The organism is Paenibacillus sp. TCA20, from assembly GCF_000732325.1.
Taxonomy (GTDB): Bacteria; Bacillota; Bacilli; order Paenibacillales; family Paenibacillaceae; genus Paenibacillus; species Paenibacillus urinalis.
Map to the genome: position 1 here is coordinate 210946 of NZ_BBIW01000008.1, position 15740 is coordinate 226685.

Here is a 15740-nt window from a genome sequence, read left to right on the forward strand (position 1 = left end):
CAAAATAATCAAAATGCGTGACCTACAACGTAAGGATTCGCCATAGATAGAAGACGGCGTAGGCTTCATAGCCTGCCCAAGGCTTAAACAGCTCCCGGATCTGATCAGGAGTCGGCTTCACGCTGAGACCAAGCTGCCGCTTCAGCGCAGCATGAAGTCCGGCATCACCGATAGGAAAGGCAGCGGGATCACGCAGGCAGCGCATCAGCACATAATGTGCTGTCCAGGGGCCGATCCCGCGAATGGAGATGAGCGTCTGCTCGGCCTCATAGTATCCCGAAGCAAGAAGGCCGCCTTTCTGAAGCTCACCGCTGCTTATCCGCCTGGCCAGATCCAATATATATTCGCTTTTTTTGGTCGTAATCTGCAGCTCCTTCAGATCCTGTACGGATGCCGTCAGCACGGACTGAGGCGTCGGGAAGAGATGGTACGTCCGCTCTCCGTATGGGTGCTGCTCGCCATAAGTCTCGGTAAGCCGGCGTTTTAATGTATAAGCAAAGGTCAGATTGATCTGCTGTCCGAGCACTGCCCAGCATAAAGCCTCGAATAGATCAGGAACACCAACGATCCGGAGTCCTCGTAACGATTCAGAGAATTTCGAGAGAATGGGGTCAGACGCGACAAGTGTCTCCACAGGAGTGAGATCTCTGTCCAGATCCAGCCATTCGGTTATATAGGCAGCTGCTGCTTGGCATTCCTCAGCAAGGAGCGGTGTTTCGAGCAGGGATTGAACAATCAACGCATGTGCCTCTTGATCATACTCCAGTTGAAGCGGAAGCATGGCTTCCGCTTCCTTAACTCTAATCAGTTTATATATCCTCCCCTGATCCACCTGATGCAGATATTCCAGCTTGGAACGGTTCAAATAATACAGAATCTCTTCATAGTTAAACAGCTTTGGCAGAGACAGCTTAAAGCGAATATCTCCAGGATAGAACTCCACTTTAGAATTGGAACCGGGCATGTCCTGCTGCGGTATATCCATGATATCCCTCCAAGTTAAGAAGTGCTTCCTTTACTTTCAATCCACCGGCAAACCCCGTCAGTGTGTTGTTCTTACCAATGACACGGTGGCAGGGTACGATCATGGGCACAGGATTCGCCCCGTTTGCCGTACCAACGGCACGAACTGCTTGCGGGCGGTCAATCCCGTGAGCAATATCGGAATAGCTGCGCGCTTCGCCAAAGGGAATTTGCTGTAACGCCTGCCATACCTTCTTCTGAAATTCCGTACCTCTCAGATCCAGCGGCAGATTGAAGCTCTGTCTTGTTCCATTCATATATTCGTTCAGCTGAGCGACATAGGGCGCGAGCCTCTCAGAACTCTCTACAATATCTGCTTGTGGAAAACGGCGGTGAATCCAGCTCATAAGCACCTCCATCGAATCTGTAGGCCAGGTCATTTTGCACAGTCCCTTCTCTGTTGCGGCTATATACATTGTCTGATTTTGAAATAAAGAATGTCTGAGCTCTGCCCAGTAAACGGTCTCCATACGGTATACCTCCTCATCTGTTCAAAATGAATAACCTCTATGTGATATCCCCTTTGCGGTACTGCTGGGGTGTGACTCCTGTTCTCTTCTGAAAAACATGGATAAAATGCGAGACGCTCCTAAAGCCTACGTTTAATGCTACATCCTGAATCTCTGAATCAGTGATCTTCAGCTGTTCCTTCGCATGCTCAATGCGGACATGCTGCAGCTGCTGAGCCGGGGACATCTCGGTAACTCTCTTGTACACCCGCTGCATGTGATATGGACTGATACTGAGCGCTTCAGCGATCTGCGGGAGAGTAAGCGGCTCTCTGTAGTGTGCGTAGATATAGCGGGTAACCCGTTCTGCAATATAGGCATCAGGGTTAATGAGCTCGTGCTTATTTGGCTGGCACCTCTTACAGGCTCGATATCCGCTGCGCTCCGCCTCTTGAATGGTGGAATAGACCGTGACATTTTCCGGCTTCGGCGTTCTGGAGCGGCAGGAGGGTCTGCAGTAGATGCCCGTCGTTTTGATCGCGGAATAATAAATGCCGTCATAGCGGTCGCTTCGCGCAAGTATTGCAGCATACACTTTGTCAAACAGCTCCTGATCCCTCACCATCATCATCCTCCATATCCAAATCTTTTTTGTCCGAATCAATTTCATGATATCTTTTTTGTCGCTTTAATAAAGGATGAAATTGATCCTACTAAATCACATTATAGGCAACATTCTTCCTAAAAGGCACGTTATAGAAATAGGAGAGCAAGATTTCGACATTCTGTGAAATGAACATTCCTTAATATGGAAATCTGTAGTATATTAGATGAGTTATCGAATCAAAATCTGACCAAAAACATCAAATTTTATTAAAAATGATATATATTTCGTCGACAAAAAAGATAGTGAAGAAAGGAGAAGCTGATGAGCGATCTTGAATACCCGTTGACACGGAGCAACCGTAAGAAAGCCGGCAAGAACAAAAAAGCGAAGAAGAAGACCAAAAAACCATTAATTATCTCTTTTATTATCCTGCTGCTAGTCGGCTCATTCGCTTATATTTTTCATAAGGAGCTGGGGTGGGCGGCGCTGCAGCTGTTCGTAGAGAAGCCGGTCAAGACGGCACTCGATGATTCTTATGAACCGCTTGACGAAGTTACTGGACCCGCTGTGACAGAAGAAGAGAAGGAGCTGGAACCGTTCAGCATGCTTCTCCTTGGTGTAGACGAGCGCGAAGGGGATGTCGGCAGATCCGACACGATGATCTATGCTGTATTTCGTCCAGAGGATCACCGGATGCTGCTCTTGTCGATCCCGCGTGACTCCTATGTGCAGATTGCCGGGAGAGATCGAAGAGATAAAGTGAATGCGGCTTATGCCTATGGCGGTGCCAAGATGAGTGTGGAGACCATTGAGCAGCTCTTGGAAACCGACGTAGATTATTATGCAAAAGTGAATTTTAATGCGCTTGTCGAGGTGGTCGATGCCCTCGGTGGTGTCGAGCTTCCTATCACAGAACCGATTCAGAACAAGTACAAGTACCATATTCCACTGTACATTGAGGCGAACAAGCCCATCTATACAGGGGAGGATGCACTCAATTATGTAAGGTACCGTGAGGATTCCGACTTCAAGCGGACGGAGCGCCAGCGTATCTTTCTCAAAGCGGCAGCAGAACGGATGCTGCAGATCGGAAATATCACCAAGATTCCAGAAATTCTGTCTATTGCGAGCAGCAATATGAAGACAGATATGACCTCAGACTTTATCCTGGATCTTGGCAAGCTGCTCTATGATAAGGAAGCTGTTCCGCAGATGACCAGTTATATGCTGGAGGGAAGCGGCAAGAGCGATGGGGCTTGGTACTACATGCTGGACGACGAGAAGCTGGAATACGCGCAGCAATTAGTCGACAACTGGACAGATGCATCCATTACCAGCGATCAGCTGATGGATCCGGAAAAGGATGAAGAGCAAACACCATAATATGAAGGGCCTGTCCTATGCAGACAGGCCCTTTTTGTGCGATACGCCAGCAGGGGCATCATTCACTACCATTATTTAAGCAGCTGCCGATAATGGCGGGGAGAATGGCCCTGCTTCTTCTTGAACATCTTGGAGAATAAGAAGGCATCGTTATAGCCTACGGAGTGGGCGACATCACTGATCGACAGCTCCGCATTACGAAGCAGCTCTGCGGCCCGTCTCATCCGGTATTCCAGCAGATAGGACTGAAGCGATACGCCAAAATGCTCCTTGAAAATACCTGACAGATAGGTGCGGTCAAGGCCGACGGCCTCTGCAATATCCTGAATTGTCATCTTCTGACTGTACCCGTTCTCAATGAAGCGGATCGACTTCCGAATATAGCTGTCCCGTGAAGGGGAGGACTTATGGTAGGCAGCCGGAGCGGGAGCACTGCGTATGAGATCGCCCAGCACTTTATACAGAATACCCAGACTATGAACATCTCCACCGGCATGATGACGAACGTTAATGAGATCATTATAGAAAGAAGAGAAACAGGTTTCACATGCAGCTGAATAGATGGGATGCCCTGGCGTACAGCTTCCGCGCTGCAGCAGGGATTTGGCATATATTCCTCTGAAACCGATCCAGGAATACGTCCAGGGGTCCTCTTCATCGGCGGTATAGTGGATACGTTCATCTGGGAAAATGACAAATCCCTGTCCTGGACCAAGCCGAACCGTCTGATCTTCATAGCGAAAGCTCCCGTGTCCCTTATGGATGTAATGGAGGATGTAGGCATCTCGGAGACCTGGACCCCAGCTGTGCCCTGGTTCACACTCCTGCAGGCCGAAGAAATCCATGCGGAGCTCCATCTTCTCCTGCGAATCCTGAAGGGTTAGATAGACTTCATTAATTGGCATTGTATGATATCCCCTTCTGCACGTATATAGCTGTATTATACCAAATAAAAGGGGCAAAACGGCTGTAAATGTATTACCGTCTCTAATCAATCAACTGGGATTATGACATGTTTATCTTGGACTATTCTATGTCCTCCTGCCCTTGCCCTGGCGTATAGTTAGGCTGTATTCAATACAGCGGTTGCTGACTATGGGAGGCAGATAAAATGTCCATAATTACATTCATTGGTGCGGGGAGCACCGTTTTTGTCAAAAATGTACTTGGCGATGTGATGACAACACCCGCTTTGCAGGATTTCGAGCTTGCTCTGTTTGATATTGATGAAGAGCGGCTGCGGGACTCCGAGCGGCTGCTTAACAGCATAAAGGAAACGCTCGGCAGCACCTGCCGTATCATCGCCTATCATGACCGCAAAGAAGCACTTCGCGGTGCCAAATACGTCATTAATGCAATTCAGGTCGGCGGCTATGATCCGTGTACGATCACCGATTTTGAAATTCCGAAGAAATATGGTCTGCGCCAGACGATAGCGGATACGCTGGGGATCGGGGGAATCTTCCGTAATCTTCGGACGATTCCGGTGATGCTGGATTTTGCCCGCGATATGCAGGAGGTCTGCCCGGACGCTTGGTTCCTGAACTACACCAATCCGATGGCCGTGCTTACGAATGTTATGAATACAGTTGGCGGCATCAAGACGGTTGGACTCTGCCATAGTGTACAGCACTGCGTATCCGATCTGTTCCGCTCACTTGAGATGGATACGGCAGGAGTAGAATCGAAGATTGCCGGCATCAACCATATGGCCTGGCTGCTTGAAGTGAAGAAGGATGGCAAGGATCTGTATCCGGAGATTAAACGCCGGGCGGCTGAGAAGCAGAAGGAGAAGCATCATGATATGGTGCGGTTTGAGCTGATGCTTCGGTTTGGCTACTATGTAACAGAATCTTCGGAGCATAATGCAGAATATCATCCCTACTTTATTAAGAAGAGCTACCCTGAGCTCATCGACAAATACAACATACCGCTGGATGAGTACCCGCGCCGCTGTGTTAACCAGATTAATGGCTGGAAGGAAATGCGGGACAAAATATTTGCCAGCGAAAGTATTGAGCACACACGATCTGCCGAGTATGCCTCATACATCATGGAAGCGATGGAGACAGGCAACCCGTTCAAGATTGGCGGAAACGTCATGAACACCGGACTCATTACGAACCTTCCGAAGGAGGCTTGTGTTGAAGTGCCGTGTCTGGTAGACCGCTCTGGCATTACGCCGACCTACGTTGGGGATCTGCCGCCTCAGCTTGCGGCACTGAACCGTACGAACATTAACACCCAGCTGCTGACGATTGAAGCGGCGGTAACTCAGAAGAAGGAGCATATCTATCATGCAGCGATGCTTGATCCACATACAGCTGCTGAGCTGTCCTTGGACGATATTACAGCCCTGTGTGATGACTTGATTGAGGCTCACGGTGACTGGCTGCCGGCATTCAGATAATAGGCCAAGAAGCTGTTCCAAAATTAAATAACATAAATCCCCTGCCTCTCCATAACGTTAGAGGGCAGGGGATTTGTAATTTGGTAAGCATGTTCTATCCAATTAGCGGATTAATTGTTCGATGCTTCAACCCATACCGATACGCTTCCACCGTTCACAGGGAAGTCGGCAAAGCCGTCTTTGCCGATCTTGATCTGATCTGTCCGGTTGCCCGTAATATCAATAAAGGTCTGTCCGGCCCGTTCCGAGCCTACCTTCATGTGCTTCTTGCCCTCTTCACCATTGCCGATAACGACGGCACATCCGGAATGAGGGAACTCCGCGACCCCGCGCCGTACCCAGCCAATCGTATTCGGATGGTCGAAGTAATCCTCCTGTGGACCATAGGCATAGTGATATCTGGCATGAAGCAGAGGGTCGATCGCATCCTTTTTCGGAGGAATTGGATGCTCACCGGATATTCCATAATAATCACCGTAGAATACACAAGGGTAACCGCCTTGACGCAGCAGAATCAGCGCATAGGCACTCTGCTTGAACCAATCATCAATCCATGATTCCAGTGCCTCTTCCGGCTGAGAGTCATGATTATCAACGAACGTTACCGCATGAGTTGGATGGGTATTAACGAGTGTATCCTGGAAGATCGTGCTGAGATTGAAGTTCTTTCCAGCCTGGGAGGCCTCATGCAGCTTATAGTGGAGAGATACATCAAATAAGTCAATCTGGTAATCGACCGTGTCCAGGAAGTTCTGACAGGCCGCGAGATCCGGCTTCCAGAACTCACCGACAATGTAGAAATCCTGTCCGCGTTTGTTGATCATCTCTTTAGCGAATTCCTTGATGAATTCATGGTTGATGTGCTTGATGGCATCCAGACGAAAACCATTGCACTGTAAAGTGTCGATGAGCCATTTGCCCCAGCGGATCATTTCCTCTCTGACCTCAGGGATGCTGTAGTCAATGTTAGCGAACATGAGATAGTCATAATTACCGAATTCATCGTCAACATTCTCGTTCCAGGCCTTGTCTTCTTCTGCCATGCGGAAGATGCCGGTCCGATTGGTCTTGGCATCATAATCTGTGCCGTTGAAATGAGTATGATTCCATTTGAAGCTGGAATACTTGTCACCCCGTCCAGGGTAATCAAATTTGGTCCAGCCCTCAATCTCAAACGGCTTGGAGATATCCTTGGTCCGGTTGTTAGGATCGACTTCAATGACTTTGAAGCGCTCCGTTGCATCGGCTCCGGCCTTGTGGTTCATGACCAGATCGACGTATACGGCTATGCCGTTCTGCATACAGGCGGCCAGTGCTTCGAGCAGCTCGGCTTTGGTTCCGTACTTGGTTCGAACGCTCCCTTTTTGATCAAATTCACCGAGATCGTATAAGTCATATACTCCATATCCCGTGTCTTCAGGCGAAGAGCCCTTCGTAACTGGGGGAATCCAGACGGAGTCAATGCCTTGTGCCTTCAGCTCGGGAGCCTTCTCGGCCAGCCGTTTCCAATGGGAACCGTCCGGTTCAACATGCCACTCAAAAAACTGCATCATCGTATGATTACGTTTCATGGTATGTTCCCCTCTCCATATCAAAAATCTCGTGCATCCTATATGTATACTAAGATCGCCGCAAAGGCGGAACTCCAGAACACATAAATGCTTTTATTGTAGAAATAACCCCGAAAAACCTGCATCTAAACGAGGTTCCGCAAAAATATTCTTTTTTTTAGGTGATCAAATGAAAATATTATGATAAACTACCTATGTTTTTCATCAATTCCAGAAAGTTTTCGAAAGCCGTTTTCTTATACAATGAATGAGTCAGTAAGGGAGAAATTATGACGACGACAGCAACGGGCGGGGGCGCCGCCGAAACGAATAATCTTAAGCTTTTTGCCTTAACCTGGCCCATTTTTTTAGAGCTGCTTCTATTCATGCTGATGGGTACAGTCGACACCTTTATGCTCAGCGCGGTATCGGATGAAGCGGTATCCGCTGTTGGTACAGCGAATCAGATCGTAACCATCGCCATTCTTATCCTGGAGGTCATCGGTAACGGAGCAGCCATAGTCGTTGCCCAGTACATCGGTTCAAGGAAGCTGGCAGAAGCCTCAAGAGTATCTGCTATCGCGATTACCCTGAATCTGTGTGTCGGAGTTGCGATCAGTATATTGTTTGTATTTGGAGGTCGCTCCATACTACAAGCGATGAATCTTTCGGGAGAGCTTCTTCAGCTCGGTGAGGCTTATTTGACCATTGTAGGGGGAGGGATATTCCTCCAGGCCTTGATTAACATCCTTGCCGCGATCATTCGGACTTATGGATATACGAAGCAGACAATGCTGGTCTCCCTCGTGATGAATGTTATTCATCTGGTCGGTAACTATGCGCTTATATTTGGACATTTTGGTTTTAGTCCGCTGGGTGTTCAAGGTGCAGCCATCTCGACGGTGCTCAGTCGATTAATCTGTGTCGTCATTTTCTTCTGGCTCCTGTACAGGGTGCTGTCTGTTCGTATCGAGTGGAAGCATTACTTCACGATTTCTAGAGATTATGTAGGAAAAATTCTGAAGATCGGCATTCCGTCGGCCTTTGAGCAAATTATTTATCAGGTCTGTCAGCTCGTCTTCTTATATTATGTCACTTATCTGGGAACGGAATCCCTGGCGACAAGGCAGTATGCTGCTCAAATTTCACACTATATCTATCTGTTCAGCATGGCCGTCTCCATTGGTACCTCCATTCTCGTAGGACGCTTCGTTGGTGCAGGGAATCCGGAAGAAGCCTATGCCCGTTTGCGAAAAAGCGTCAAGATCGGGCTGACCTCCACGATCATTATGGATTTAATTATTATTGCGCTGCGGGAGCCGCTGCTCGGGATCTTCACAGACAGCGCCGAGATCATTCGTCTTGGATCGCAGGTGATCCTGTTCAGTATTGTGCTGGAGACAGCCAGAACCTGCAATATGATCATGATTAATTCGCTGCGCGCTGCTGGAGATGCGCGTTTCCCGGTATATATGGGTCTCATCTCCATGGTCGGTGTAAGTCTTCCGCTTGGCTATGTGCTCGTATTTTCTCTGGATATGGGTCTCCTTGGTGTATGGATGGCAAATGCTGCAGATGAGTGGATTCGAGCGATCATCATGCATTTTCGCTGGAAGAGCGGCGCTTGGCGCAAGCATGCGCTTGTAGAGCATCCTCCCGTACATGAACAGGCTCAGCCTGCTGTGACACAGTCCTGATGAATACCGACGATGTTTGCGATTTCATGCAGTTAGCACCTATCCAAAAATAGCTAATATTCGTAAAAGCCGCCAATAGGCGGTTTTTTTACTAGCAAAAATACAAATAAATCATGTTATCATATACAATAGATTGGGCAGAGCCACTTCGATGTTGTTTATCGGAATTTAAAAATAGATTAAGAGATTCTTAAGGTATAACGAGCATGAATGAACTAAGATAGATAAAGCGCTGCGAGTTCGGAAATCCTGTTTAATAACGACAGATTGCTGAACTCTATTAAATAGAAACAAGGAGTTTTAAATGATGAGTCAAACACAATTAGAAAAAAGGGAACGTATTCCCGAGCTGAACCTGGTGCGATGTATGGCGATTCTCGGGGTATTGACCGTGCATTCGTCTTCATTTGCGACATTAAACATGATCGATTCCGGTATGTACGGCGTATACAACTTCTTTAATATTTTCATGAAGTTCGGTACACCGACATTTATTTTTCTCAGCAGCTTTGTCTTGTTCTACAATTACTACACAAGACCGCTGGACAAACAGCTGGTAACAGGCTTCTATAAGAAACGGCTGCTTTACATCCTGATTCCGTATTTTATGTTCTCACTCTTTTACTTCGGGATCCTGCATGTGACGCATTACCCGGACCGTTCCTTTGTGGATACCATAACCAGCTTCACGGAGAAGCTGCTCACAGGTAAGGCGTATACGCACTTATACTTTGTATTTATAAATATGCAGTTCTATATTTTATTCCCGCTTGTGCTGTGGCTGTTCAAGAAGGCGCCGTCGCTTGTCAAATGGGCAGTCCCGATCGGACTTGCGATTCAATGGGGATTCATTGTCATGAACAAGTACGGTGTGATCTCTGTTGCGAATAAGGGAAGCTGGTCACCGTCTTATTTTGCCTACTTTATGCTGGGTGCATTCCTGGGCGTATACTTCCCTAAGATCAAACAGTGGATTGTGATGAAAAAGGAGCATGCCACACCTGCTAAGATTACCACCTGGATTGCGCTGTGGGTCGTATGGCTTGGTGCAGGGATCGCCCATGCGCAGATTTGGTACCTGAACCGCAAAGGCATTGCCGTATATGATTCGCTCTGGTATGAATTCTTGTGGAACCTGCACACATTTGCAGCGGCTCTGGTGCTCTTCCAGATCGCCTTCCTGCTATATAAACGTGAACGTGGGCAGAACGCGATTGTACGCGGTATGTCTCGAATTGGAGGACTGTCGTTCGGGATTTACCTGATTCACCCGTTCTTCCTGCTAATCTACCGCGAGTTCCCGCCGCAAACCGGGATCTCCATGCTGCACCATCTGTGGTACGTAGGCGGCTTCCTGGTCGCATTGATCGGTTCATATATTGTCGTGTCGCTGGCTTCCCGGATTCCACAGTCGTGGATCCTGTTCGGTAACCTGCCGAAGCCGAAGAAGAAGGAGCGCGCAATTGGGGAGAAGAGAGACCTCCCTGCATAATCAATCTTGTCTCATACAAAAAGCATGCCGCGTAATTTACGGCATGCTTTTTTGTGTGCTAACCATGGTCGAGCCGTTTAGCAAAGACCATGCATAATTCCTCATATCCCAAGCGGAATGGATGGACGGCGAACGACTTTGCGACATTGATTTCAGCGAAATTTTTGCAGCTCAAGCGTAATTTTATGATGATTTTGATGGAAAGCATGTAAACCCCGAGTGGAATTTTTGGATGGCGAACGACTTTTGCTTTAGCAACCGGAGAGAGCCAGCCAAAAATGGAACGATTGACTTTTGCGTTAGCAACCGGAGAGAGAGAATCAAAAAATGAAACGACTGAATCTGCTAAATCAAAAATAGAGTGTCAAGTAAGCCGCTCAAAACATGGAGCGGCTTACTTGACAGTCGACCTGCGCAGCAAGAAATAGGCCATAACGACAAACAGCAGAGTGAAGGGAGCCAGGTACCAGATCGAATCGGTCTGATGCGTTGCGAAGAATCGGCCGACCTCATCCCACAGCTCATAGAACGTAACGAGCACGCTCGCAATTCCAAGCACAACGAACATGAGTACAATCAGCCCGGCCAGCACAAGGGCACCGAATCTGCGGGCGATGCTCGGGAGCAAGAACCCGAAGAAGCAGAAGAAGGTGAATACGACAAAGTTGAGCGCGAGAAACTCCAGGAAGCCCAGCTCGTTAGTAAACGGAAAGTTAAAGAATCCAAGCCCCGTCCCCCAGGAGGTGGCCTTCTCTATGGCCCGCAGCACAGCGAGAACGATCGAGGCGACGAGCATATGGACGGTCAACCAGATCACAGTACCTGAGTAGTAATCCTTTCTTCTAACACCGAAGCCAAGTAAGAATGAAAAATTCATTGGCACGACGATGATACCAAGCGTCATCATGAACACATATATGCTCATCACGCCTCCAGAAGTATAAGGGCCGGTAAAGGTGCTGACGATCAAATTGGTCAAAAAGTTAAATATCATAATCGTGTAGGGCATGTAAACCCACAGCCACCGATCCACATGATGGGTTCTGATGACATTACTTATACCTGGCATTATAGAGTCACCTCTTCCTTATTACGGTTGTTGGTCAAATGAACAATCAATTGCTGAAGCGATACAGGGGTGACATCCAGGTGTTTGCTCTCTGCTTGTTTACGGAAGTCCGAAATTCCTTCACTTCGTACCGTGACTTGAAGTATAGAGCCCAGCGTCTCTCTGTGAAGGACTTTTTTGTTATGAATAAATGCTTCCACATCCTGCTTCTTCCCGCTGATCGTATAGGCAGCTCCTCTTAGCTTCTCTGCCTCTTCGCTCAGCAGAATCCGGCCGCTGTCAATGACGATAACATGCTCAAGCATAGCGCTGATCTCATCAATAAGATGGGTAGATAAAATAATGGTGCGAGGATGCTCCATATAGTCCTGAATCAGCCGGTCGTAGAACATTTGTCTTGCGGTAGCATCCAATCCGAGATAAGGCTCATCGAAGATGGTAAGCGGAGCGCGGCTGGCCAGCCCGACTACGATACCGACGGCAGAGAGCATCCCCCGAGACAGCTTCTTCACATGACGTTTCAGAGGGAGATTGAACTCCATCAGCAGGGTGTCTGCAAGCTTCGCGTCCCAATTCGGAAATTGGTAGGAGGCAATGGCGATTACATCTCTGATCCGGAAGGAATCCGGGTATTTTTGACTCTCTTTAATAAAGCACATTTGATTGAGCGCCTTGGCATTCTCATAGGGCTCCTCACCAAACACCCGAATTTCGCCGGACGTGGGGAATATTTGGGCAGTTAAGATGTGCATCAAGGTTGTTTTACCTGCTCCGTTTCGTCCGAGAAGTCCATATATTTTGTTTTCTTCTATGTTCAGACTGATGTTATTAATCGCGGTGACATCATTTCCGAAGCTTTTGGTCAGATTCCGAATTTCCACTACATCACGCATTATCGTTTCTCCTCCCGTTGAATCATAATAGACAGCTCTTCTTTGCTGATGCCGAGCTTCTGTGCCTCTTGGATCATCTTGGTGACATATTGCTCATAGAATTGCTCTCTGCGTTTCTCCATAACCATCCCCCTCGCGCCTTTGGCTACAAACATGCCGATTCCTCGTTTCTTGTACAGCACGCCTTGATCGACCAGCAGATTTACACCTTTGGCGGCTGTGGCAGGATTAATTTGATAAAAAGAAGCAAATTGATTCGTTGAAGGGACCTGAGCTTCTTCTTCCAAACCCCCCTCAATAATGTCGTCTTCGATTCGTTCCGCGATCTGTATAAAAATGGGGCGGTCATCATCCATTTGCAGTCCCATGTGCCACCTCTCCTCATTGGTTAGTTACTCATTTAATTAACCATACAAGCAACAAGGTGAGAAGTCAACACTTTTTACAAAAAATGGGCGAAATGTTATCGCAGCTGCTTTTCATTCCATCCAAGCTATCGTTTCAGTTTATAAAAATAAAGTGTAATATAATGTAACGTGTTGTATAATGATTAACACAAATCAGCTAAATTTTATTAATTATTCACAACTAATTAGCAGGAAATATTACATCATTCATCATGAAGCCTTAGTTTATTCGACGTTGTTCTGCTTCAATAGGCAGCTTCCCTGACATAAGAAAAAGACAAAAGGGGATGACGCTATGCTGATTCCGTATCCAACGGTGCCGTTTTTTGATGAGATGTTCATGCAGGCGGGTGAGCCAAGGCTTCATTATGCCGAGTTCTATCGCAGACTCAGACGCTTTACAGCGGAAGAGCTGAAGGAGAAGCATGAAACTGCTCAGCTGTCATTTTTAAGACAAGGAATTACCTTCACCGTATACAACAATGAGATCGGAACAGAACGGGCAATGCCATTTGATTTTATTCCTATCATCATTCCTCCTAGAGACTGGGAGCTGATTGAGAAGGGGATGATTCAGCGAACAGAAGCCCTCAACCTCTTTTTGGAGGATATCTATGGGGAACAGCACATTATTCGCGACCGGCTCATTCCCAAAGAGCTGATTATGAACAACCCCTATTACTACCATAAGCAAGTTAAGGGAATGGATATTCCACTAAACAACCATATCTTCCTCGCAGGCATTGATCTGATTCGGGATGATCAGGGTAAATATCATATTCTTGAGGATAATCTACGCAATCCATCCGGTATGTCCTATGTGTATCAGAACCGTTATGTGATGCGCCAGGTCTACCCTGAATTTTTTGCCAGACACTCGATTCACCCGCTGGAACATCAGCTTGTTCATCTCTACCAAGCTTTGCTTGACCATACACCGCAGTCCTTTGGCTTCTCCTCCTCCCCCTGTGCGGTGCTATTGACTCCAGGTATGTACAATTCGGCTTATTATGATCATGTGTTTTTGGCCCAGCAGATGGGTATTCCATTAGTAGAGGGAAGAGACCTCACAGTGGCAGATGATGTTGTATATATGAAGACAATCCGCGGACTACGAAGGGTTGATATTATCTATCGCCGGATTGATGATGATTTTCTTGATCCGCTGCATTTTCGCAAAGACTCTGTCCTTGGTGTCTCTGGCCTCCTCTCCGCTTATCGCAAAGGCAATGTTGCTATATTGAATGGCATTGGGAACGGTGTTGCTGATGACAAAGCCATCTATGCCTACGTCCCCGATATGATCCGTTATTATCTAAACGAAGACCCAATCCTGTCCAATGTCGAAACGTACCGTTTAACCGAACGCTCGGAACGCGAGTGGGTGCTGGACCATCTGGAGGAGCTGGTCGTCAAGAACGTCGGAGCCTCCGGCGGCTATGATATGCTGATTGGATTGCATGCTACAGGCGAAGAGATCGATAGGTTCAGGTTGAAAATTATGCAGCAGCCACATCAGTATATCGCTCAGCCCACCATTCGCTTATCCAGAGCACCGTCCTTTCAGAACGAACGTTTTTACCCTTGTCATGTCGATTTGCGCGTATTCGTTATCCGGGGCCGGAACACGCATGTGCTCCCTGGCGGACTCTCACGAGTTGCCCTTAAGGAGGGGTCACTTGTCGTTAATTCCTCGCAAGGCGGCGGTGGAAAGGATACATGGATTCTGCGGAAAGAGGGAGGAGAGGTATAGATGCTGAGCAGGGTGGCAGATTGCTTATATTGGATGTCCCGCAACATTGAGCGGGCAGAGAGCAACGCGCGTATACTGAATGTACAATTCATTCAGATGCTGGAAGCCTCAGAGGAAGAGATTCTTGCCAAGCATGACTGGGAGATGATCTTCGAAATATGCGCCCGGACCGATCTGTTTCATGAAGCGATGCAAGAACCCATGGGGGCGGATCAAGCACTTATTCACCAGCTTGTCTTCGCAAGGGTCAATCCCAATTCTTTGATGAACTGTGTCCAATATGCCAGGGAGAATGCAAGAATGACGAGGACTCAGCTCCCCGATGATCTCTGGGAGATCTGGAATGATGTTTATCTGGATATGAACAGGATGAACAGAGGGGAAGATATCGACAGCAGAGAGGTGAGGCGCTGCCTTGAGCGGTCGAAGATTGCTTCCCTTACTGCGAGAGGAATTATCGAATCTTCGATGTCACGCGGACCTGCCTATCATATGATCAATGTTGGTAAATGGCTTGAGCAAGCAGAGAAGACAGCCCGGATTCTGGATGTTGTAAGCAGTTATATCTATGCAGATCCGGCCTGCAGAGGACAAGGCGAATCTTATTACTGGCGTCTGGCCCTGCAATTCGCAAATGGGTATGAAGCATTTCTGAAGCGTCATCCGCCGGCGATGGAGCCTGGGCCGATCCTCAGCTTTCTCGTTGCGGATGAAGCCTATCCCAAATCGATCCGCTACTGCATAAGCCAGGTACGGGAGTCTGTTCAAATTCTGGAATATGGCAGGGTGTCTCATTATTCCTGGGAGATGTATGCTTCCCTTGATGATCTGCTGGGTATGCTGGATGAGGTCCATATTACGGAGCTGAGGGGACCGGAGCTGGACTTCTTCCTCAGCCAATTTCAAGAGAAGTGCAAGGAGATCGGCCATGTGTTCTCGAGAACTTACTATTTAATGGATACAGGAGAGCGGCAGTTTCAATTTCACTACGCAGGAGAATAGAGAAG

14 protein-coding genes are annotated in these 15740 nt (G+C 47.7%); 6 read left to right on the plus strand and 8 right to left on the minus strand.

Going from position 1 to position 15740, the window contains the following annotated elements; all coding sequences use genetic code 11:
* Nucleotides 1-22: 22 nt before the first annotated feature.
* Genes TCA2_RS16530 through TCA2_RS16540 form a run of 3 tightly spaced genes read right to left on the minus strand, consistent with a single transcriptional unit; the run spans nucleotide 23 to nucleotide 2103 of the window.
* Nucleotides 23-985, minus strand: coding sequence for a DNA-3-methyladenine glycosylase (locus tag TCA2_RS16530; RefSeq protein WP_052512095.1), 963 nt, complete (start codon nucleotides 983-985; stop codon nucleotides 23-25).
* Nucleotides 945-1493, minus strand: a complete 549-nt coding sequence (locus tag TCA2_RS16535) for a methylated-DNA--[protein]-cysteine S-methyltransferase (protein WP_047912700.1) — start codon at nucleotides 1491-1493, stop codon at nucleotides 945-947. Before TCA2_RS16535 ends, TCA2_RS16530 begins: the two co-directional genes overlap by 41 nt.
* 37 nt (nucleotides 1494-1530) lie before the next feature.
* Nucleotides 1531-2103, minus strand: coding sequence for a bifunctional transcriptional activator/DNA repair enzyme AdaA (locus tag TCA2_RS16540; protein WP_238546424.1), 573 nt, complete (start codon nucleotides 2101-2103; stop codon nucleotides 1531-1533).
* A gap of 297 nt (nucleotides 2104-2400) precedes the next feature.
* Between TCA2_RS16540 and TCA2_RS16545 the strand changes: the two genes are divergently transcribed.
* Entirely contained in the window at nucleotides 2401-3462 is a 1062-nt protein-coding gene (locus TCA2_RS16545) for an LCP family protein (protein WP_052512097.1), read from the plus strand.
* 71 nt (nucleotides 3463-3533) lie between these two features.
* On the opposite strand, the gene TCA2_RS16550 is transcribed toward TCA2_RS16545, so the two are convergent.
* Entirely contained in the window at nucleotides 3534-4367 is an 834-nt protein-coding gene (locus TCA2_RS16550; RefSeq protein WP_047912702.1) for an AraC family transcriptional regulator, read from the minus strand.
* Nucleotides 4368-4573: 206 nt separating this feature from the next.
* On the opposite strand from TCA2_RS16550, the gene TCA2_RS16555 reads away from it, so the two are divergent.
* Nucleotides 4574-5872, plus strand: coding sequence for an alpha-glucosidase/alpha-galactosidase (locus tag TCA2_RS16555; RefSeq protein WP_047912703.1), 1299 nt, complete (start codon nucleotides 4574-4576; stop codon nucleotides 5870-5872).
* A gap of 110 nt (nucleotides 5873-5982) precedes the next feature.
* Here TCA2_RS16555 and TCA2_RS16560 read toward each other — a convergent pair whose 3' ends face one another.
* Entirely contained in the window at nucleotides 5983-7443 is a 1461-nt protein-coding gene (locus TCA2_RS16560) for an alpha-amylase (RefSeq protein WP_047912704.1), read from the minus strand.
* Between the two features lie 269 nt (nucleotides 7444-7712).
* Between TCA2_RS16560 and TCA2_RS16565 the strand changes: the two genes are divergently transcribed.
* Together TCA2_RS16565 and TCA2_RS16570 are read left to right on the plus strand one after the other, a co-directional pair.
* Nucleotides 7713-9119, plus strand: a complete 1407-nt coding sequence (locus tag TCA2_RS16565; RefSeq protein ID WP_047912705.1) for an MATE family efflux transporter — start codon at nucleotides 7713-7715, stop codon at nucleotides 9117-9119.
* A 307-nt stretch (nucleotides 9120-9426) separates the two neighbouring features.
* Nucleotides 9427-10611 (plus strand): acyltransferase, encoded by a 1185-nt coding sequence (locus TCA2_RS16570; RefSeq protein WP_047912706.1) that lies wholly within the window; start codon nucleotides 9427-9429, stop codon nucleotides 10609-10611.
* A 394-nt stretch (nucleotides 10612-11005) separates the two neighbouring features.
* On the opposite strand, the gene TCA2_RS16575 is transcribed toward TCA2_RS16570, so the two are convergent.
* From TCA2_RS16575 to TCA2_RS16585, 3 genes are read right to left on the minus strand one after another with little or no spacing between them, the layout of a single operon-like run.
* A complete protein-coding gene (locus TCA2_RS16575) occupies nucleotides 11006-11680 on the minus strand; it encodes a hypothetical protein (RefSeq protein ID WP_047912707.1) in 675 nt (224 codons plus the stop codon).
* On the minus strand, nucleotides 11680-12573 hold the full coding sequence (locus TCA2_RS16580; protein ID WP_081872588.1) for an ABC transporter ATP-binding protein: 894 nt from the start codon (nucleotides 12571-12573) through the stop codon (nucleotides 11680-11682). The genes TCA2_RS16575 and TCA2_RS16580 overlap by 1 nt, the downstream gene beginning before the upstream one ends.
* Nucleotides 12573-12941, minus strand: a complete 369-nt coding sequence (locus TCA2_RS16585; RefSeq protein ID WP_047912709.1) for a GntR family transcriptional regulator — start codon at nucleotides 12939-12941, stop codon at nucleotides 12573-12575. The genes TCA2_RS16580 and TCA2_RS16585 overlap by 1 nt, the downstream gene beginning before the upstream one ends.
* A 334-nt stretch (nucleotides 12942-13275) precedes the next feature.
* On the opposite strand from TCA2_RS16585, the gene TCA2_RS16590 reads away from it, so the two are divergent.
* Both TCA2_RS16590 and TCA2_RS16595 read left to right on the plus strand, forming a co-directional pair.
* On the plus strand, nucleotides 13276-14733 hold the full coding sequence (locus TCA2_RS16590) for a circularly permuted type 2 ATP-grasp protein (protein ID WP_047912710.1): 1458 nt from the start codon (nucleotides 13276-13278) through the stop codon (nucleotides 14731-14733).
* Complete coding sequence (locus TCA2_RS16595) at nucleotides 14734-15735, plus strand: alpha-E domain-containing protein (RefSeq protein WP_047912711.1); 1002 nt, start codon at nucleotides 14734-14736, stop codon at nucleotides 15733-15735.
* Nucleotides 15736-15740: the final 5 nt, after the last annotated feature.

Excerpts from the sequence above, each read along its gene's own strand:
- TCA2_RS16565 (WP_047912705.1), top strand. The coding sequence starts at position 7,713 with ATGACGACGACAGCAACGGGCGGGGGCGCCGCCGAAACGAATAATCTT.
- TCA2_RS16580 (WP_081872588.1), bottom strand. The coding sequence starts at position 12,573 with ATGCGTGATGTAGTGGAAATTCGGAATCTGACCAAAAGCTTCGGAAAT.
- TCA2_RS16540 (WP_238546424.1), bottom strand. The coding sequence starts at position 2,103 with ATGATGATGGTGAGGGATCAGGAGCTGTTTGACAAAGTGTATGCTGCA.
- TCA2_RS16530 (WP_052512095.1), bottom strand. The coding sequence starts at position 985 with ATGGATATACCGCAGCAGGACATGCCCGGTTCCAATTCTAAAGTGGAG.
- TCA2_RS16550 (WP_047912702.1), bottom strand. The coding sequence starts at position 4,367 with ATGCCAATTAATGAAGTCTATCTAACCCTTCAGGATTCGCAGGAGAAG.
- TCA2_RS16595 (WP_047912711.1), top strand. The coding sequence starts at position 14,734 with ATGCTGAGCAGGGTGGCAGATTGCTTATATTGGATGTCCCGCAACATT.
- TCA2_RS16575 (WP_047912707.1), bottom strand. The coding sequence starts at position 11,680 with ATGCCAGGTATAAGTAATGTCATCAGAACCCATCATGTGGATCGGTGG.
- TCA2_RS16590 (WP_047912710.1), top strand. The coding sequence starts at position 13,276 with ATGCTGATTCCGTATCCAACGGTGCCGTTTTTTGATGAGATGTTCATG.
- TCA2_RS16560 (WP_047912704.1), bottom strand. The coding sequence starts at position 7,443 with ATGAAACGTAATCATACGATGATGCAGTTTTTTGAGTGGCATGTTGAA.
- TCA2_RS16555 (WP_047912703.1), top strand. The coding sequence starts at position 4,574 with ATGTCCATAATTACATTCATTGGTGCGGGGAGCACCGTTTTTGTCAAA.
- TCA2_RS16585 (WP_047912709.1), bottom strand. The coding sequence starts at position 12,941 with ATGGGACTGCAAATGGATGATGACCGCCCCATTTTTATACAGATCGCG.
- TCA2_RS16545 (WP_052512097.1), top strand. The coding sequence starts at position 2,401 with ATGAGCGATCTTGAATACCCGTTGACACGGAGCAACCGTAAGAAAGCC.
- TCA2_RS16570 (WP_047912706.1), top strand. The coding sequence starts at position 9,427 with ATGAGTCAAACACAATTAGAAAAAAGGGAACGTATTCCCGAGCTGAAC.
- TCA2_RS16535 (WP_047912700.1), bottom strand. The coding sequence starts at position 1,493 with ATGGAGACCGTTTACTGGGCAGAGCTCAGACATTCTTTATTTCAAAAT.